We start from the raw sequence: 19833 nt of genomic DNA on the forward strand, positions 1-19833 counted from the left end.
CAGGACAACCCGTCTGGCGCTTTCCCGCTTCCACTGTGCTTGTGCCCATGTCCCAAGGCGATACCTCAGAGCTGGATCACGACGCCGATCACCTCGCCGAAGGTGACGAACGCTATCTGCTGCGCAACAAGCGGCAGATCCGTGGATTGCTGCGCCAGCTGCTCGACCAACGCGCCATCGTGACCATGCACGTGGCCGGCCGCGACATGGCCGTGCCCACCGCCGTGCTGGAAGTGGACGAAGACGACGATTGCGTCATCCTGGACGGCAGCCACAACGACGCCTCCAACCGCGCTATCGAGGATGCCAAGTACCTGCTGTGCTATGCGCAGCTGGAGCGGGTCAATGTCCGCTTCCGACTGGAACGGGCCGAGCGTATCGAGCGCGATATCCACGTCGCCTTCCGCGCCGACCTGCCCGAGGCCATGTACCACATGCAGCGGCGCGAGTCGTACCGGCTGGAAACGCCGATCACCGACTCGCCCATCTGCACCATCCGCCAGGATGAAGCCCAGGGCGGCACGCTCAACCTGCAGTTGCGCGTGATCGATATCAGCAGCGGCGGCCTGGCCGTCTCGCTCACCGCCGGCATGCCCCTGCTGGAACCGCAGCACACCTACCGCAACTGCACCCTGCAACTGCCCGACACCGCGCCGATCTGCCTGCCGCTCACCGTGTGCAGCCAGCACAAGCAGACCCTGCCCAACGGCAGCGAAGGCTTTCGCGTGGGCATGCAGTTCAGCGACCTGCCGCGCGGCGCCGACGAAACCATCCAGCGCTACATCTTCCGGGTGGACCGCCAGCGCAACGCCCGCAAGAGCGGCGTGTTCTGAACCCGCCCGCACCACGCCTAGCGCGTCCCTAAAGTTGCCGAGCGCTGCGCCGATGTTGCTATGGCAACCCTCTTTCAACCTTGTGCCGCACCCGACACTCAGCCGCAACGCCCGGAGTTTCCATGAACGACAAAAGCACGACCACCGGCACCGGTGGTGAATTCCTCAGCTTCGCCCTGGGCGAAGAGCACTACGGCGTGGACATCCTGAAAGTGCAGGAAATCCGCGGCTACGACTCCGTCACCCGGCTGCCGGACGCGCCCGACTACATCAAGGGTGTGATCAACCTGCGCGGCACCATCGTGCCGGTGATCGACCTGCGCCTGAAGCTGCGCCTGAAGGAAGCGCGCTACGACGCCTTCACCGTGATGATCGTGCTCAATGTCGAAGACCGCGTGGTCGGCATCGTGGTGGACAGCGTCTCGGACGTGATCCCGCTCAACGACGACCAGATCCGCCCGACCCCCGAGTTCGGTGCTTCGGTCGACACCCGCTTCATCTCCGGCATCGGCACCCAGGACGATCGCATGCTGATCCTGCTGGACATCGAGACCCTGCTGGACAGCACCGAACTGGGCCAGCAGCAGCTGACCGAAGAAGCCGCCTGATTTAACGCGGGCAGCGTGGTACGCGCGGCCGTCAGAGGGAAGGTGGGTGCGTCAGGGATGCGATGTGCGGGTGCGCATCGCACCCCGGCGATCCTGCCCTCCGTCTGACGGCCGCAGCCATGTCCGGGCTAACGAAGTTGCGACCATCGGGTGTCAGGAGCGTCCCGACACGAGACGCACAGCCGAATCGAAGTGCGATGAGATTCACGTTTTTTGCATTCAAGTTGAACCGGAGCTCGCCGATAGCTGAATGGAAGCCCGCGTACACAAACGGGTCACCGTTCGACTTTCGATTCTGGAGAATCCACATGAAGTTCCTGCTCTCGCTCCTCCCCGTCGCTGCTCTCGTGATTGTTGCTCCCACGCTGTCGGCTCAGTCGCAGGAAATGATTCCACCGGAGATGGCCACCCGTTTCGTCGGCAAGGACGGCATGGTGTGCGGCAAGGTCGAAAAGGCCAAGTACGCACAGAGCTCGGAGGGTGAGCCCACCTTCCTGTACATGGGCGGCATGTTCCCGCGCCACACCTTCTCGGCCCGGATCGACGGCGCCAACCGCGGCAAGTTCAGCTTTGCCCCGGAAACCCTGGAAGGCAAGGACGTCTGCGTCCTCGGCAAGATCCAGCGCGACAGTTCGCGTGCCGAAATCGAAGTCAGCTCGCCGGCCAGCCTGAAGCTCGCCACCATCAAGTAATCGCAAAGCACATCGCCACGCCCATGCGTGGCGATGTGCTGTCTGGATTATGCGGACTGACTTCTACGGGGGAATCGTGTCAATGCAATGGATCAATAATCTGAAATTGATGCCGCGGCTGATGCTGGCGTTCGGCATCGTGCTGCTGATCATGCTGGTGCAGGGAATCATCGCGTATTCGGGCCTGGCATCGCTCAACAACGTCACCCGCGACCTGGCCGGCAACACCATGTCCAGCGTGCGCGAAGCCGGCGACCTGCGCGGCATGCTTGGCGAATACCGGAATGCGTCCTATCAAAATCTGGTACGCGCCAGCGATGCGGTCAAGCAGGAAGCCAAGGTCCGTGCCAAGAAGCTGCACGGCGAAATCGAGGAAACGATCAAGGGCTACCCCCGCCTGATCGAAAGCCCGCAACAGAAAAAGCTGTTCGACGTGTTCGTGGCGGACTGGAAGAAGGCCTCGGCCTCCTACGCCAGCGTCGACGAAATGATCGAGCTCAATCTCCCGGACGACGCCATCGACACCTTCGTCGGTGAAACGCGCACCCTGCACAACAAGGCCAAGGATTCGTTGGCCGCGTTGATCGCCGAAGACAACCTGCTTGCGCAGGCTGCCAAGACCAAGGCCGAAAAGGTCCACGCCACCTCCGTCTCGCTGACCGTGATGGTGCTGCTGATCGGCATTGCCGGCGGCCTCGGCCTGGCATTCCTGTTCGCCCGTTCCATCGTCAAGAGCATGCGCGGCGCAGTCACCACCGCCACCGAAATCGCCGGCGGCAAGCTGGATGGCCAGATCAACGTGCAGGGCCAGGACGAAGTGGGCGAACTGATGCGCTCCATGCAGCGTATGCAGCGCGACCTCAAGGAGCGCATCGAACGCGATCGCACCATCGCCGACGAGAACCTGCGTATCCGCACCGCGCTGGACAAATCCTCCACCGGCACCTTCATCACCGACCCCGAGCGGGTCATGATCTACGCCAACGACGCGTTCAAAAAGATCGTGGCGCAGTACGAAAGCAGCATCCGCCTGGCATCGCCGGAGTTCGATGCAAGCAAGGTCATCGGTCAGCACATCAGCTACCTGGGCCTGTCCGATGCCACCGTGCGCAAGGCCATTGCCGCACTGGAACGCGATGGCGTCACCAGCTTCGAAGAGCGCTTCGGTGAAGTGGTGCTGGCGCAGACCGTCACCGGCATCAAGAACGAGCAGGGCGAAACCACCGGCGAAGTCTGCGAGTGGCGCGATCGCACCATCGAAGTCCAGGTCGAAGAAGAAGTCGCCCGCATCGTGCGTGCCGCCGCCAACGGCGACATGAGCGGCCGGGTGGAAACCGACGGCAAGCAGGGCTTCTTCCTGCAGCTGGCCCAGCAGCTCAACGGCTTGCTGGACGCCAACGCCGCCAGCATCGAGCAGATTTCCGCACTGCTGTCGGCGCTGTCGCGCGGCGACCTGACCGTGCGCATGCACGGCCAGTTCAGTGGCGTGTTCGCGCAGATGCGCGACGATGCCAATGCCACTGCCGAGCAGCTGGCCGATATCGTCGGGCGCATCAAGTCCTCGTCCACCGCGATCAATGCGGCGGCCGGCGAAATCGCTTCCGGCAATACCGACCTGTCGCACCGCACCGAGCAGCAGGCCGCCAACCTGGAAGAGACCGCCGCGTCGATGGAGGAACTCACCTCCACCGTCCGGCAGAACGCCGAAAGCGCGCGCCAGGCCAATCAGCTGGCCATCGGCGCCACCGGCGTGGCCTCGCAGGGCGGCGACGTGGTGTCGCAGGTGGTCACCACCATGTCCGGCATCGAGGCCTCGTCCAAGAAGATCGCCGACATCATCTCGGTCATCGACGGCATTGCGTTCCAGACCAACATCCTGGCCTTGAATGCAGCGGTGGAAGCGGCACGTGCCGGCGAACAGGGCCGTGGCTTCGCCGTGGTTGCATCGGAAGTGCGTACGCTGGCACAGCGTTCAGCCGGTGCTGCCAAGGAGATCAAGGGCCTGATCGACGATTCCGTGCACAAGGTGGCCGAAGGCTCGGCGCTGGTGCGCAAGGCCGGCGCCACCATGGCCGACATCGTCGCCAGCGTGCAGCGCGTGACCGACATCATGGGCGAGATCTCCGCGGCCTCGCAGGAACAGTCTGCCGGTATCGAGCAGGTCAACCAGACCATCACCCAGATGGATGAAACCACCCAGCAGAACGCCGCGCTGGTGGAAGAAGCCACCGCCGCCGCCCGTTCGATGGAAGAACAGGCCGGTCACCTGGCCGAAGCGGTGTCGGTGTTCAAGCTGGACGAATCGGCCGCCCTCGCCACGCAGGCACGCCTGCGCCCGGTGGCCTCGCGTCCGGTGGCAGTCAAGACCGCCGCCAAGCCGGCGGTCCGCGCAGCGGCAACCCCGGCGCGCCCTGCCAAGTCGCAGGCCGCACTGGCCGACGGAAACTGGCAAGAGTTCTAAGTCACCGCTGTCACCCACAACGCCCCGGCCCTGCCGGGGCGTTGTGTTTATGCCTGTTGCAATTGGCACCTTACTGCGGTGACGCAGCGCAGCAGGCAGGTTCCGGCACGGCAGCGTCCACGCAACAGCATGGAGCGACCGCCACCGATCGACGGATTGGCGCTTCAGTTGCACGGCCCCATGGCCGATATCCAGTAATAGCTCAAGACGCGTATGGATATGACGACTACAACTCCCGCTTCTGACACACGCGAATTCGATTTCGGCGACCGCGACTTCAAGCGCGTTTGCGACCTGATCTATCAGCGTGTCGGCATCGCCCTGGCCCCGGCCAAGCGCGACATGGTGTACGGCCGGCTGTCGCGTCGTCTGCGCGTGCTCGGCCTGCGCTCGTTCCGCGACTACCTGGACCAGCTGGAAGCCGGCAACGACGAAGAAGAATGGCAGGCGTTCACCAACGCGCTGACCACCAACCTGACTTCGTTCTTCCGCGAGCCACACCATTTCGACAAGCTGCGCGAAGAACTGCAAAAGCGCGCCTCGCAGGCGCCGTTGAAGATCTGGTCGTGCGCCGCGTCCACCGGCGAGGAGCCCTACTCCATCGCCATCACCGCCTGCGAAGCCTTCGGCACGCTGACCCCGCCGGTGAGCATCGTCGCCACCGACGTCGACACCCAGGTGCTGGAAACCGCCTCGCGCGGCGTCTATGCCATCGACCGCGTCGCCTCGCTGGACGCGGCGATCAAGCGCAAGTACTTCCAGCGCGGCAGCGGCCCCAACGAGGGCAAGTGCCGGGTGATCCCGGCATTGCGCCAGCTCATCGAATACCGCCAGTTGAACCTGCTGGCGCCGCGGTACGACGTCGGCGGCCCGTATGCGGCGCTGTTCTGCCGCAACGTGATGATCTATTTCGACAAGCCCACCCAGCGCGGCATCCTGTCGCGTCTGGTCAGCCACATGGGCGACGACGGCCTGCTCTACACCGGGCATTCGGAGAACTACCTGCACGCGGCCGATCTGATCCAGCCGTGCGGGCGCACGCTGTATCGGCGCGCTCCGCGCGCAGGAGCCTCTGCATGAGTACCGCCGTGCAGGTCGACGATGTCATGCGCTACCGCGATTCGCGGTTCCAGACCATCACCGCCAAGTTGTTGCCCACCCAGTACCTGGTGGTGGACGACGACACCGCGTTGACGACCACCTTGGGATCGTGCGTTGCAGCCTGCTTGCGCGATCCGGTGCTCAAGATCGGCGGCATGAACCATTTCCTGTTGCCGGAAGGCCAGGTCGGCGACGGCGCACCCGCGCGCTACGGCAGTTATGCGATGGAGTTGCTGATCAACGACATGCTCAAACGCGGCGCGCATCGCAAACGCATCGAAGCCAAGGTCTTCGGCGGCGCCAACGTGCTCAAGGGCTTCACCAGCAACCCGGTCGGCACCCGCAACGCCGAGTTCGTGCGCCAGTACCTGCAGGCCGAGCACATTCCCATCATTGCCGAAGATCTGTGCGGCATCCATCCGCGCAAGGTGTGGTTCTTCCCGACGACCGGCCGGGTGGTCGTGCAGCGTTTGCCGCACGCACACGAAGCCGAAGTCGCCGCTGCCGAATCGGCCGTGCGCGCCCGTCTATCCAAAGCACCGGTCACCGGTGGAGTGGAGTTGTTCGAATGACGCTGGAAACTCCTGTGCGTGTGCTGATCGTCGACGATTCGGCGGTCGTGCGTCAGATGCTCACCGAGATCCTCTCGCGCGATGCCGGCATCGAAGTGGTCGGCTCCGCCGCCGATCCGTTGCTGGCGCGCGAGAAGATCAAGCGCCTCAATCCGGACGTGATCACGCTGGATGTGGAAATGCCGCGCATGGACGGCCTGGTGTTCCTGGAAAACCTGATGCGCCTGCGCCCCACTCCGGTGGTGATGATTTCGTCGCTGACCGAACGCGGCGCCGACACCACCTTGCAGGCCTTGTCGCTGGGCGCGGTGGACTTCGTGTCCAAGCCCAAGATCGACGTCGCGCGCGGGCTGGAAGGCTATGCGGAAGAGATCGTCAGCAAGGTCAAGATGGCCGCCAAGGCCAAGGTCAGCGCCCTGCATCGCCCCAGCACACCCAAGGTCACCCTGGACATGCAGTCCGCGCCGGTGCCGGGCAGCGCGCTGCGCTTTCGCACCACCGATCGTCTGATCGCCATTGGCGCTTCCGCCGGCGGCACCGAAGCGCTGCGCGTGGTGCTCGAACACATGCCCGCCGACGCACCGGCGGTGGTGATGACCCAGCATCTGCCGGCCAGCTTCAGCACCGCATTTGCCGAACGCCTCAACCGCCATTCGGCGATGTCGGTACGCGAAGCCAGCGATGGTGAAGCGATCCTGCCCGGCCACGCCTATCTGCCGCCGGGCGGCCAGCATCTGCGCATCATTCGTGACGGTGCGCGCTGGCGCTGCCGCATCGACGACGGCCCGCCGGTCAATCGCCACAAGCCCGCGGTGGACGTGCTGTTTCGCTCGGTGGCCGCCAATGCCGGCCCGAATGCGGTCGGTGCCATCCTCACCGGCATGGGCGACGACGGTGCACGCGGCCTGCTGGAAATGTTGCAGGCCGGTGCCCCCACGCTGGTGCAGGACGAAGCCAGCAGCGTGGTGTGGGGCATGCCCGGCGCCGCCTATAAACTCGGCGCCGCGCAGGAAGTGGTGCCGCTGGATCGCGTGGCCGAGCGCCTGATCGCCCTGTCGGCTCAGGCGCGCTGATCGCCCATGCCAGCGCTTCCCCCGCATCCGAACGACCCGACGGAGGCATCCGGCGCCGTCGATGCCGCGCCGCTGCTCGCTGCGGCAGGCGCGGCCGGACGCACTGCGGAGGGCGTGGCCATCGTGCCCGGCCCGCTGACGGCAGGCATGCGCATGCAGGGCGAAAGCGCGCAGGACAGGCGTTCGCGGCTGCTGGCCGAAGCCCTGGACGGCAGTAGCAGCGCCATCCTGATCTGCGACCTGCAATCGCGCCTGTTGTATGCCAACGATGGCTTCCAGCGCATGTTCGGCTACACCGAGGCCGAACTGGTGGGCCAGCGTCCCTCGGACGTCCTGACCCGCGCACAGAGCGACCAGACCGAGGTTGCCCGCATCCGCGACCGCGCCGATGCCCTGCAGCACACCCGCGCCGATCTGCTGGTGTATCGCAAGGACGGCTCACCGCTGTGGATCTCGCTCAATTTCAATCCGATCTACGACGCCCGGCATAACCCCTCGCATTACGTGGCGGTGCTGACCGACATCACCGATACCAAGATGCACGAGGTGCTGCAGCACCGCGTGCTCGAAGCCCTGGTGCAGGAACGCCCGCTGATCGAGGTGATGACGCTGATCTGCAGCGAAGTGGAGCGCATCGCACCGGATGTACTTGCCACGGTGATGAGCGCCGACAACCAGGGCTGCCTGCAGTCGCTGGCCGCGCCCAGCCTGCCGCCCGAATACGCCGATGCGGTCAACGGCCTGAAGATTGCGCCGGGTGCCGGCGCCTGCGGTACCGCAGCCTGGCGTGGTCGCCCGGTGATGGTGGAGGACATCGCCACCGACCCATTGTTTGCGCAGTATCGCGATCAATTGCTGCCGATGGGCCTGCACGCCTGCTGGAGCGCGCCGATCCGTTCCAACAGCGCACGCGTGCTGGGCACCTTCGCGCTGTATTACCGCAAGCCGCAACGTGCCGATGCCTGGCATGTGCGGCTCACCGAACTGTGCCAGCAGCTGTGCACGCTGGCGCTGGAGCGCGAGCAGATCCGCCAGCGCGTGCATCAGCTTGCATTTTACGACGCATTGACCGGCCTGCCCAATCGCATCATGTTCAGCGCGCGCGCCGAGCAGGCGCTCACCCAGGCCGAATATGCCGGCGAACCCGCCGCGTTGATGTTCATCAACATCGATCGCTTCAAGCTGATCAACGACAGCCAGGGACACGCGGCCGGCGATGGCCTGCTGCGCGACATCGCGCTGCGCATCACCGACCAACTGGCCGCTACCGCCATGCTGGCGCGCGTGGCTGGCGACGAATTCGCCCTGGCGCTGCCGCAATGCAGCGCCGAACAGGCCAGCGCCGCGGCCGAGCGCGTACTGGGCACCATCGCCGGCCCGCTGAGCGTGGGCCACATGACCGTGCATCCGTCGGCCAGCATCGGCGTGGCGATGTTTCCCGAAGACGGGCGCGACATCACTATCCTGCTGCGGCATGCGGATTTGGCGATGAACCGCGCCAAGAAGGAAGGCGGCGGACGCTTCCGCTTTTTCAGCTCGGACATGAACCGCATGGCGCAGGAACGCGTCGCGCTGGAAGCGGAGCTGCGCCAGGCCATTGGCCGCGACCAATTGCAGCTGCACTACCAGCCGCAGATGCACAGCGCCGCGCCGCATGCCCTGTATGGCGTGGAAGCGCTGCTGCGCTGGAATCACCCGCAACTGGGCGCGGTGTCGCCGGCGCGGTTTCTGCCTGTGGCCGAAGAGCAAGGCATGATGCCGCAGCTCAATGCCTGGGTGCTGCGCCGTGCCTGCGAACAGGTCGCGGACTGGCGCCAGCGGGGCGTGCCGGTAGCGCGCGTGTCGGTGAATCTGTCGGCAAGCGGCTTCGAAAGCCCGCGCATGCTCCCCGACCTGCTCCAGCTGATCGCCGACCTGGGCGTGCAGCCGTCCGATCTCACCCTGGAACTGACCGAAAGCGTGATGCTCTCCGGGCAGCCGGGCGTGCTGGAAAACCTGCATGCGATTCGCGAGGCCGGCATTTCGTTGTCGCTGGACGACTTCGGCACCGGCTATTCCAGCCTCAGCCACCTGCATCGCCTGCCGATCGACGAACTGAAGCTGGACATGAGCTTCGTACGCGACATCGAACACAGCGAAGATGCGCGCGCGCTCACCACCTCGGTACTGCGCATCGGCGAGCACCTGCGCAAGCACGTGGTGGCCGAAGGCGTCGAGAACGAGGCCCAGCGCCTGTTCCTGGCCGACCTGGGCTGCGAAGTGCTGCAAGGCTATCTATTCTCTCGCCCGCTACCGGCTGCAGCACTGGAAGCCTGGTTGGGCGCGCAGTCTTAGACGATTGCGGCCCTGGCGCCCGGTGGTACTCACGTCAGCCCTACCCTCATCCCGCGCTACGCGTCACCTTCCCCATGAAGGAGGACAATGCCCCGGCGGAAGAAGGGAAACATCATCCTGACAACTGCAGCCCTTCAGCCCTCTCCTACGAGAGAGCGCTTTGAGCTCCCCCGCTGCGAGAGCCCTCCCCTGCGAAAGAGAGTGCTTCAAGCCCCTCGCCTGTCAGTAAAGTAAGCGAGGAGCTGGGAGGGAACCATGCACCTCATCCCACGTCAGGCAAGGCCACTCCCCTCATCCCGCATGCGTCAGCTCTACCTCGGCCTGACCCACCGTCCGCTTCAACCATCCCAGTAACTGCGCGTTGACGAAGGCCGGGTTCTCCAGCGAGGCGATATGGCCTGCGTCCGGAATCAGCTCGTAATCGCAGCAAATGGCCTCGGCCATCATCCACACCTCTTCCGGCGGGCGCGGAATGTCCTCGGCGCCACCGAGCAGGAAGGTGGTGGCCGGATCCAGCGCAGACATCGCATCCAGTCGATCGGCTCGACCGAAGATCAGCCGGCCCAGTGGCACGATGGATGCGCGCAACTGCTCGGCAGACATCGCCGCCAGACGCTGCGCAAAGGCTGCCGGCAATGCGGAGTTCAGATCGATGCCAGGGCGGAAGAAGATCGGCACGATGGCCTCGATCAGCGCAGGCGTCACCTGCCCGGCCGTCTCGATCGCATCCAGCAGACCGAAATAGCGCGCACGCGTGGCGGCTGGCTCCGCACCCAGGAAGGTATCCATCAACACCAGGCTACGCACGCGTTCCGGCGCCATCAGGGCGAGTTCGGCGCCCCACATGCCACCTACCGACAGGCCCACCACCGCGCACTGCGGCAGCTCCAGCGCGTCCAGCAGGCCAAGCATTTGCCGGGCAAGATCGTCGATTCCCTGCGTGCCTGGCGGCAGTGCGCCCGATTGCCCATGCCCCCACAGCTCCGGAACGATCACCCGGTAGTGCTGCGAAAGCGCCTGGATTTGCGGCTCCCACATCGCTGCGTCCCACAGGTAGCTGTGGCCGAGCAGAATCGGAAACCCTTGACCGTGCTGCGTGTAGTGGAGTGTGTGACCTGCGATCGTGCAAGAGGGCATCGGCATCGACATAGATGGGAGGGCGGCGGAACTCTAGACCTCCCCACTTCAGAAATTTGTTGCAGCGCCGCAAGTCATTTAACTGCGATTTTTTTTTGATGCCCGTCACACCCAAAATGAGACGAAGTCATGGCCTGATAAACGAAAAACGCCCGGCACTGCCGGGCGTTTCGAGGTCCATCCGATCCGCTCGGATCAGGCAGCGACGGTATCAGCCACGTCCTGATATTCCTGGATCTGATCGAAGTTCATGTAGCGGTAGATCTGGTCGCCACTGGTCTTGATCACACCCACGTCGGCCATGTACTCGTCCTTGGTCGGGATCCGGCCCAGACGCGAGCAGATCGCCGCCAGTTCCGCCGAGCCCAGGTACACGTTGGTGTTGCGGCCCAGACGGTTGGGGAAGTTGCGCGTGGAGGTGGAGAACACCGTGGCGCCCTCGCGTGCCTGCGCCTGGTTGCCCATGCACAGCGAGCAGCCGGGCATTTCCATGCGCGCACCGGCCGCACCAAAGGTGCCGTAATGGCCTTCCTTGGTCAGTTCGGAGGCGTCCATCTTGGTCGGCGGGGCCACCCACAACCGGGTCGGGATATCGCGCTTGCCTTCCAGCAACTTGGCAGCGGCACGGAAGTGACCGATGTTGGTCATGCACGAACCGATGAACACCTCGTCGATCGCCGCACCGGCAACCTCGGACAGCGTCTTGACGTCGTCCGGGTCGTTCGGGCACGCCACGATCGGCTCGTGGATATCGGCCAGGTCGATCTCGATGACGGCGGCGTACTCGGCGTCGGCATCGGGCTGCAGCAGCTGCGGATCGGCCAGCCACTCTTCCATCTTCTTGATGCGGCGGCCCAGCGTGCGCGCATCGGCATAGCCTTCGGCAATCATCCAGCGCAGCAGGGTGATGTTGCTGGTCAGGTATTCGATGATCGGCGCCTTGTCCAGGTGCACGGTGCAACCGGCCGCCGAACGCTCGGCCGAGGCGTCGGACAGCTCGAACGCCTGTTCCACCTTCAGGTTCGGCAGGCCTTCGATTTCCAGGATGCGGCCGGAGAAGATGTTCTTCTTGCCCTGCTTGGCCACGGTCAGCAGACCGTCCTTGATCGCATACAGCGGGATCGCATTGACCAGGTCACGCAGGGTCACGCCCGGCTGCATCTCACCCTTGAAGCGCACCAGCACGCTCTCGGGCATGTCCAGCGGCATCACGCCGGTGGCGGCCGCGAAGGCCACCAGGCCGGAGCCGGCCGGGAACGAAATGCCGATCGGAAACCGCGTGTGCGAGTCGCCACCGGTACCGACGGTGTCAGGCAGCAGCATGCGATTGAGCCAACTGTGGATCACGCCATCGCCCGGACGCAGCGACACGCCGCCACGGGTGGAGATGAACTCCGGCAAGGTGTGGTGGGTCTTGACGTCGACCGGCTTCGGATAGGCGGCGGTGTGGCAGAACGACTGCATCACCAGGTCGGCCGAGAAGCCCAGGCAGGCCAGGTCCTTGAGCTCGTCGCGGGTCATCGGGCCGGTGGTGTCCTGCGAGCCCACCGAGGTCATCTTCGGCTCGCAATATGTGCCCGGGCGCATGCCCTGGCCTTCCGGCAGGCCGCAGGCGCGGCCGACCATCTTCTGCGCCAGCGAAAAGCCCTTGCCGGTGTCCGGCGGGTCCATCGGCAGGCGGAACAGGTCCGAGGCCGGCAGGCCCAGGAACTCGCGCGCCTTGGCGGTCAGGCCGCGGCCGACGATCAACGGAATGCGGCCACCGGCGCGCACTTCGTCGAACAGCACATCCGACTTCATCGCGAACTCGGCGATCACCTGCCCGTTCTTCAGCGCCTTGCCGTCGTACGGACGCAGCTCGACCACATCGCCGTGCTCCATCTGCGACACGTCCAGCTCGATCGGCAAGGCGCCTGCGTCTTCCATCGTGTTGTAGAAGATCGGGGCGATCTTGCTGCCCAGGCACACGCCGCCGAAGCGCTTGTTGGGAATGTACGGAATGTCTTCGCCGGTCCACCACAGCACCGAGTTGGTCGCCGACTTGCGCGAGGAACCGGTACCGACCACATCGCCCACGTAGGCGACCAGATGGCCCTTGTCCTTGAGATCGGCAATGGCCTGGATCGGGCCGCGCTTGCCGTCTTCTTCCGGCTCGAAGGCCGCGCCGTCGCGCTTGTTCTTCAGCATCGCCAGCGCGTGCAGCGGGATGTCCGGGCGGGTGGTCGCATCCGGGGCCGGCGACAGGTCGTCGGTGTTGGTTTCGCCCGGCACCTTGAACACCGTGACGGTCATGCTCTGCGGCACTTCCGGCTTGCTGGTGAACCACTCGGCATCGGCCCAGCTCTGCAGCACGGCCTTGGCGTGCGCATTGCCGGCTTCGGCCTTTTCCTGCACGTCGTGGAAGGCGTCGAACACCAGCAAGGTGTGCTTGAGCGCTTCGGCGGCGGTGGCGCCCAACTCTGCGTTGTCCAGCAGGTCGATCAGCGGCTGGATGTTGTAGCCGCCCAGCATGGTGCCGAGCAGCTCGGTTGCACGCGTGGGGCTGATCAACGCGGTTTTCTCGGTGCCAAAGGCGACAGCGGCCAGGTATGAGGCCTTGACCTTGGCAGCGTCATCGACGCCGGCCGGCACGCGCTGGCTGAGCAGATCGACCAGGAATTCTTCTTCGCCCGCCGGCGGAGCCTTCAGCAGCTCGATGACCTCGGCGGTCTGCTGCGCGGTCAGCGGCAGCGGCGGGATACCGAGCGCGGCGCGCTCTGCAACGTGGTGGCGATAGGCTTCCAACATGCGGGTTCTCCAAAAAGGACAGCAGTGAATGTGTAAAAGGTCAGGCGTGGATCGGAAGGCGTGGATCAGGCAACGGGCTTGGGGACGGTGATCTTCAAGCCCTTGAAGTAGTCGCGGAAGAAGCCCTCGTCGCGGGTGATCAACCCATCGCACTGCAGCATCGCGTGGGCGCCGATCAGAAAATCCGCCACCACCCGCTCGCGCTTGCCGCCGCGTGCACGGAAGCGCTTGTTCATATGGCCGGCGCGCACCGCCGCCGCTTCCTGGGTGGCTTCGTAGCGCACCCCGATCGAGGCCAGGGTTTCCATCAGGTCGACCTGGGTGTCGAGCATTGCCAGCACCTCGGCCACCACCGCATCGCAGACCACCACCTCGTCGCGCGCCAGCGCATCGCCGATGCAGATTTCCGACACCTCGCCGTAGACCGGGTCGCCGATGAGGATGTCCAGCAACACCGAGGAATCCAAGGCGATCATGGGTCGAACGGATCCCCGGGCGCGCGGCCGCGAATGGCGCGCATGGCCTCGTCGGTGCTGGTCAAGCCATCGACCAGCTTGAACTTGCCGCGCACCTTGCGCAGCGCCTCGCTGACATCTTTGCGCAAGATGATGCGGCCACCATCGAGTTCGATCTTGAGGGTGGTGCCCTTGGTCAGGCCCAGGGCATCGCGCACGGCCTTGGGCAGCGTGATCTGTCCGCGTTCGGCAACAGTGGCTTCCATGAGCATGCTCCAGAAAGTATGCACGCATGATACGTACTTATGCGATCGTACTCAAGCCGGCAGATCGACCTGGACACACCGTGCGTACACACTGAATCGCTCAGAATGGGGGCCTACCTAAAGCCTTCGACGCCATAGGAGTGACGCATGAGCGATTCCTTTTCCACCCGCACCTCATTTGAGGTCCACGGCAAGCGCTACGACTATTACAGCCTGCCCAAACTGGGCGAGCGCTTCGATATCGCCCACCTGCCCTACTCGATGAAGATCCTGCTGGAGAACCTGCTCCGGCACGAAGACGGCGGCGTGACCGTCGGCAAGGACCACATCGAGGCGGTTGCCAAGTGGGACCCAAAAGCAGAGCCGGATATCGAAATCGCCTTCATGCCCGCGCGCGTGGTGCTGCAGGATTTCACCGGCGTGCCCTGCGTGGTCGACCTGGCCGCGATGCGCGATGCGGTGGTCAAGCTGGGCGGCAAGGCCGACCAGATCAATCCGCAGATCCCCTCCGAACTGGTCATCGACCACTCGGTGCAGGTGGACGTGTTCGGCAAGCCCGACGCGCTCGACCTCAATGGCAAGATCGAATTCCAGCGCAACCAGGAACGCTACGGCTTCCTGCGTTGGGGCCAGAAGGCGTTCGAGAACTTCAAGGTGGTGCCGCCCAATACCGGCATCGTTCACCAGGTGAACCTGGAAAATCTGGCGCGCGTGGTGATGAGTGCGGACAAGGACGGTAGCTTGGTCGCCTACCCCGACACCGTGTTCGGCACCGACAGCCACACCACCATGATCAATGGCATCGGCGTGCTGGGCTGGGGCGTGGGCGGTATCGAGGCCGAAGCCGCGATGCTGGGCCAGCCCTCCTCGATGCTGATTCCGCAGGTGGTGGGCTTCAAGCTCACCGGTAAACTGCCCGAAGGCGCCACCGCCACCGATCTGGTGCTCACCGTCACCCAGATGCTGCGCAAGGCCGGCGTGGTGGGCAAGTTCGTCGAGTTCTTCGGCGAAGGCCTGCAGCACCTGCCGTTGGCCGACCGCGCCACCATCGGCAACATGGCACCGGAATACGGCGCCACCTGCGGCATCTTCCCGGTCGACGAAGAATCGCTGACCTACCTGCGCCTGTCCGGCCGCAGCGAGGAGCAGATTGCGCTGGCGGAAGCCTACGCAAAGGCGCAGGGCCTGTGGCACGACGCCACCACCCCGCCGGCGCAGTACAGCGCCACGCTGGAGCTGGACATGGGTGAGGTCAAGCCGTCCCTGGCCGGCCCCAAGCGTCCGCAGGACCGCGTGCTGCTGGAAGACATGCAGCGCAACTACCGGGAAAGCCTCAAGCCGTTTGCCGAGGCGCGCAGCAAGAAGCTGACCGATCTCAAGCAGGAAGACCGGCTGAAGAACGAAGGTGGCGGTGGCACTGCCGTTGGCGCCAAGGCCGCACACGCCGAGCACGCCTCCGATAGTGGCGCCGGCTGGCAGTTGCGCGATGGCTCGGTGGTGATCGCCGCGATCACCTCGTGCACCAACACCTCCAACCCGGCGGTGATGCTCGGTGCCGGCCTGCTTGCACGTAATGCCGCGGCCAAGGGGCTGAAGGCGCAGCCGTGGGTCAAGACCTCACTCGGGCCGGGCTCGCGCGTGGTCACCGACTATCTCGAAAAGGCCGGCGTTCTCACCGACCTGGAAAAACTTGGGTTCTATGTGGTCGGCTACGGCTGCACCACCTGCATCGGCAACTCCGGCCCGCTGCCGGAAGACGTGTCCGCCGCGATCGCCAAGGACGATCTGGTGGTGACCTCGGTGTTGTCGGGCAACCGCAACTTCGAAGGCCGCGTGCACCCGGAAGTCAAAATGAACTACCTGGCCTCGCCGCCGCTGGTCGTGGCGTATGCGATTGCCGGCACCACTGACATCGACCTGACCACCGAGCCGCTGGGCACCGGCAGCGATGGCCAGCCGGTGTACCTGCGCGACATCTGGCCGAGCAACAAGGAGATCGGCGACACCATCGCCGCCACCGTCGGCCCGGAGATGTTCAAGCAGAACTACGCCGACGTGTTCAAGGGCGATACGCGCTGGAACACCATCGCCTCGCCGGATGGCGCGCTGTACGAATGGGACGCCGCATCCACCTACATCAAGAACCCGCCCTATTTCGACGGCATGACCATGCAGGTGGGCAACGTGGATGACGTGCACGGCGCGCGCATCATGGGCCTGTTCGGCGACTCGATCACCACCGACCACATTTCGCCGGCCGGCAATATCAAGAAGGATTCGCCGGCAGGACGCTTCCTGCAGGAACGCGGCGTGCAGCCGGCCGACTTCAACAGCTACGGCAGCCGCCGCGGCAATGACGATGTGATGGTCCGTGGCACCTTCGCCAATATCCGCATCAAGAACCTGATGTTCGGCGGCGAAGAAGGCGGCAACACGCTGTACCACCCCGCCGACGGCGGCCAGCCGGAAAAGCTGGCGATCTACGATGCCGCCATGAAGTACAAGGCCGACGGCGTGCCGCTGGTGGTACTGGCCGGCAAGGAATACGGCACTGGGTCGTCGCGCGACTGGGCGGCCAAGGGTACCAACCTGCTCGGGGTCAAGGCGGTGATCGCCGAGAGCTTCGAGCGCATCCACCGCTCCAACCTGGTCGGCATGGGCGTGCTGCCGCTGCAGTTCCTGGAAAACGAGAATGCCCAGACCTTGGGTCTGGATGGCTCGGAGGTCCTGGACATCACCGGCCTGCAGGATGGCGCCAGCCGCCGCGCCACAGTGGATGCCAAAAAATCCGACGGCAGCGTCAAGCAGTTCCAGGTCAAGGTGCTGCTGCTGACGCCCAAGGAAGTGGAGTACTTCAAGCACGGTGGTCTGTTGCAATACGTGCTGCGTCAGCTGGCTGCACGCAAGACGGCGTAATCCCGCCTGCCGTGTCGCTTCGACATTCCCGCCTGCTGGCGGGAATGTCGTTTTGGGAGCGTCACTGCGTCGTGATGCAACGATGGCGGCCTCTGCCCCGTTTTGGCATACGGCGGCCATGCCCGAACCCGCCACGCAGCCCACACGACGACACGGACCCGACGGCTGGGACACGGGCGTTGCTGACCAGCGCAACGCACGCACCACTCTCCGCAAGGCACGTCAGGTGCGGATGCGCGGTCGTGAGCATCTGTCGCGGCGCCCCGCCCTTATCAGCCCTACTGCCCTGCCGGCGCCCATTGCGCGTGGTAGAGCTGCCAGTCGCCGTCCTGCAGACGCCAGCCGGTGGTGAGCTGATAGGTCTGTGCCTGCTCGGGCAGCCAGCGGCCATCGCCCCCGGTGACCAGCGCGGTGAAGCTGGCGGTGGCGGTCGTGCCCTGCAGTTGCACGTCCACCGGTCCCAGGGTGACGCCGATCTTGCGGTTGCCCAGCAGTTGCAGTTGCAGCAGGCGACGCAGGCCGGCGGCATCCAGGCCGTGCTCGCCCACGAAATCGGCCGCCACCGGCTGCATCGCCTTGCCGACATCACGCGCCTCGATCGCCGCCTGCATCTGCGTCACGGTCTGGCGCAAGCGCTGCTCCGGCGCCGGCCGCGCGCACCCGGCAAGCAGCGCCATCCATGCGAGCACCAGCCCCCATTGCCACCAACGAATATTGCCCTGCATCACGCTTCGCCTTTTCCATGCATGACGGTATGCTGCCAGCTGTTGTAGCGCCGTGGAACACACTGCGGCGCGTCGAGAACACCCTGGAGGGGGGCAGATGAATCAGGCACGTCCTTGGTTGCAAAGTTATCCGGCCGGCGTAGCTGCCGAGATCGATCTGGAGCAGTTCCGCACGGTGGCCGAGGTGTTCGCCACCTCCGTCGCGCGCTTTGCCGATCGTCCTGCGTATCACAGCTTCGGCAAGACCATCACCTATCGCGAGGCCGACCAGCTGGTCGAACAATTCGCCGCCTACCTGCTGGGCGAGCTGCAATTGAAGAAGGGCGACCGCGTTGCGCTGATGATGCCCAACTGCCTGCAATATCCGATCGCCACCTTCGGCGTGCTGCGTGCCGGGCTGACCGTGGTCAACGTCAACCCGCTCTACACCCCGCGCGAACTCAAGCACCAGCTAATCGACTCCGGCGCCAGCGTGCTGGTGGTCATCGATAACTTCGGCACCACCGTGCAGCAGGTCATCGCCGATACGCCGGTCAAGCAGGTGATCACCACCGGCCTGGGCGACATGCTGGGCTTTCCCAAGGCAGCCGTGGTCAACTTCGTCGTCAAGTACGTCAAGAAGTTGGTGCCGGACTACCGCATCAACGGCGCGATCCGCTTCCGCGAGGCGCTGGCGCTGGGCCGCAGGCACAGCGTGCCCACCCTGCAGATCGAACCGGACGACATCGCCTTCCTGCAGTACACCGGTGGTACCACCGGCGTGGCCAAGGGCGCGATGCTGACCCACCGCAACCTGGTCGCCAACATGCAGCAGGCGCACCAATGGCTGTCCGGCACCGGCGAGCTGGAAGAAGGCAAGGAGGTGGTGATCACCGCCCTGCCGCTGTACCACATCTTCGCATTGACGGCCAACGGCCTGGTCTTCATGAAGATCGGCGGCTGCAATCACCTGATCAGCAATCCGCGCGACATGCCTGGCTTCATCAAGGAACTGAAGAAGACTCGCTTCACCGCGTTTACCGGCGTCAACACGCTGTTCAACGGCCTGCTCAACACGCCCGGCTTCGACCAGATCGATTTTTCTTCGCTCAAGATGACCCTGGGCGGCGGCATGGCGGTGCAGCGTTCGGTGGCCGAGCGCTGGAAGAAAGTCACCGGGCGCACCCTGGTCGAGGCCTACGGCCTGACCGAAACCTCGCCGGCCGCCTGCATCAACCCGATGGACCTGAAGGACTACAACGGCTCGATCGGCCTGCCAATTCCCTCCACCGATGCCTGTATCAAGGACGACGCCGGCACGGCGTTGGCGATCGGCGAGATCGGCGAGTTGTGCATCAAGGGCCCGCAGGTGATGAAGGGCTACTGGAAGAAGGCCGACGAGACCGCCAAGGTGATGGATGCCGAAGGCTGGCTGCACACCGGCGACATCGCCCGCATGGACGAGCAAGGCTTCGTCTACATCGTCGACCGCAAGAAGGACATGATCCTGGTCTCGGGCTTCAACGTGTATCCGAACGAGATCGAAGACGTGATTGCCACCATGCCCGGCGTGCTGGAAGTGGCAGCGGTCGGCGTGCCGGACGAAAAGTCCGGCGAGATCGTCAAGGCGGTCATCGTGAAGAAGGACCCTGCTCTCACCGCCGACGACGTGAAGGCACACTGCCGCGCCAATCTCACCGGCTACAAGCAGCCCCGGGTAATCGAATTCCGCAAGGAATTGCCCAAGACCAACGTCGGCAAGATCCTGCGCCGCGAATTGCGCGACGCACCCAAAAGCTAGTCAGGCGCGCCGCGAAGGCGGTCATTCAGCCTCAAACAACGCCCGCAACGCCGCCAGGCCTTGCGGGCGTTCGCTTTTGCACGCATAGAATCA

15 protein-coding genes are annotated in these 19833 nt (G+C 64.7%); 10 read left to right on the plus strand and 5 right to left on the minus strand.

Going from position 1 to position 19833, the window contains the following annotated elements:
• The first annotated feature begins 47 nt into the window (after positions 1-47).
• The 8 genes from A7D17_RS08960 (at position 48) to A7D17_RS08995 (ending at position 9674) form a co-directional block, all read left to right on the plus strand.
• Positions 48-833, plus strand: coding sequence for a flagellar brake protein (locus A7D17_RS08960; protein WP_064508751.1), 786 nt, complete (start codon positions 48-50; stop codon positions 831-833).
• A gap of 122 nt (positions 834-955) precedes the next feature.
• Positions 956-1441, plus strand: coding sequence for a chemotaxis protein CheW (locus tag A7D17_RS08965; RefSeq protein WP_029219732.1), 486 nt, complete (start codon positions 956-958; stop codon positions 1439-1441).
• 308 nt (positions 1442-1749) lie between these two features.
• The gene (locus A7D17_RS08970; protein WP_003486337.1) at positions 1750-2133 is read left to right on the plus strand and encodes a hypothetical protein; all 384 of its coding nucleotides are present in this window, start codon (positions 1750-1752) and stop codon (positions 2131-2133) included.
• A gap of 82 nt (positions 2134-2215) precedes the next feature.
• Positions 2216-4594 (plus strand): methyl-accepting chemotaxis protein, encoded by a 2379-nt coding sequence (locus tag A7D17_RS08975; RefSeq protein ID WP_064508752.1) that lies wholly within the window; start codon positions 2216-2218, stop codon positions 4592-4594.
• A 213-nt stretch (positions 4595-4807) separates the two neighbouring features.
• Positions 4808-5674, plus strand: coding sequence for a CheR family methyltransferase (locus A7D17_RS08980; protein ID WP_064508753.1), 867 nt, complete (start codon positions 4808-4810; stop codon positions 5672-5674).
• Entirely contained in the window at positions 5671-6267 is a 597-nt protein-coding gene (cheD, locus tag A7D17_RS08985; protein ID WP_024937701.1) for a chemoreceptor glutamine deamidase CheD, read from the plus strand. The genes A7D17_RS08980 and cheD overlap by 4 nt, the downstream gene beginning before the upstream one ends.
• Entirely contained in the window at positions 6264-7340 is a 1077-nt protein-coding gene (locus tag A7D17_RS08990; protein WP_064508754.1) for a protein-glutamate methylesterase/protein-glutamine glutaminase, read from the plus strand. The genes cheD and A7D17_RS08990 overlap by 4 nt, the downstream gene beginning before the upstream one ends.
• Before the next feature lie 6 nt (positions 7341-7346).
• Complete coding sequence (locus A7D17_RS08995) at positions 7347-9674, plus strand: sensor domain-containing protein (RefSeq protein WP_064508755.1); 2328 nt, start codon at positions 7347-7349, stop codon at positions 9672-9674.
• 291 nt (positions 9675-9965) lie between these two features.
• Here the strand turns inward: A7D17_RS08995 and A7D17_RS09000 are convergent, their stop codons facing one another.
• The 4 genes from A7D17_RS09000 to A7D17_RS09015 form a co-directional block, all read right to left on the minus strand.
• A complete protein-coding gene (locus A7D17_RS09000; protein ID WP_064508756.1) occupies positions 9966-10811 on the minus strand; it encodes an alpha/beta fold hydrolase in 846 nt (281 codons plus the stop codon).
• Positions 10812-11006: 195 nt separating this feature from the next.
• Positions 11007-13598, minus strand: a complete 2592-nt coding sequence (gene acnB, locus A7D17_RS09005; RefSeq protein ID WP_064508757.1) for a bifunctional aconitate hydratase 2/2-methylisocitrate dehydratase — start codon at positions 13596-13598, stop codon at positions 11007-11009.
• Positions 13599-13663: 65 nt separating this feature from the next.
• Positions 13664-14074 carry a type II toxin-antitoxin system VapC family toxin gene (locus tag A7D17_RS09010; protein WP_011259444.1) on the minus strand — a complete coding sequence of 137 codons (411 nt, stop codon included), beginning with the start codon at positions 14072-14074 and terminating at the stop codon, positions 13664-13666.
• Positions 14071-14319 (minus strand): AbrB/MazE/SpoVT family DNA-binding domain-containing protein, encoded by a 249-nt coding sequence (locus A7D17_RS09015; RefSeq protein WP_016903180.1) that lies wholly within the window; start codon positions 14317-14319, stop codon positions 14071-14073. Before A7D17_RS09015 ends, A7D17_RS09010 begins: the two co-directional genes overlap by 4 nt.
• 147 nt (positions 14320-14466) lie before the next feature.
• Between A7D17_RS09015 and acnA the strand changes: the two genes are divergently transcribed.
• Positions 14467-17235: an aconitate hydratase AcnA gene (gene acnA / locus A7D17_RS09020; protein ID WP_064508758.1), complete on the plus strand. Its 2769-nt coding sequence runs from the start codon at positions 14467-14469 to the stop codon at positions 17233-17235.
• A gap of 278 nt (positions 17236-17513) precedes the next feature.
• Here the strand turns inward: acnA and A7D17_RS09025 are convergent, their stop codons facing one another.
• Positions 17514-17960 (minus strand): hypothetical protein, encoded by a 447-nt coding sequence (locus A7D17_RS09025; protein WP_064508759.1) that lies wholly within the window; start codon positions 17958-17960, stop codon positions 17514-17516.
• Between the two features lie 97 nt (positions 17961-18057).
• Between A7D17_RS09025 and rpfB the strand changes: the two genes are divergently transcribed.
• Positions 18058-19740 carry a fatty acyl-CoA ligase RpfB gene (gene rpfB / locus A7D17_RS09030; RefSeq protein ID WP_064508760.1) on the plus strand — a complete coding sequence of 561 codons (1683 nt, stop codon included), beginning with the start codon at positions 18058-18060 and terminating at the stop codon, positions 19738-19740.
• The last annotated feature ends 93 nt before the right edge of the window (positions 19741-19833 follow it).

The sequence above is a fragment of the Xanthomonas floridensis genome (assembly GCF_001642575.1).
Taxonomy (GTDB): domain Bacteria; phylum Pseudomonadota; class Gammaproteobacteria; order Xanthomonadales; family Xanthomonadaceae; genus Xanthomonas; species Xanthomonas floridensis.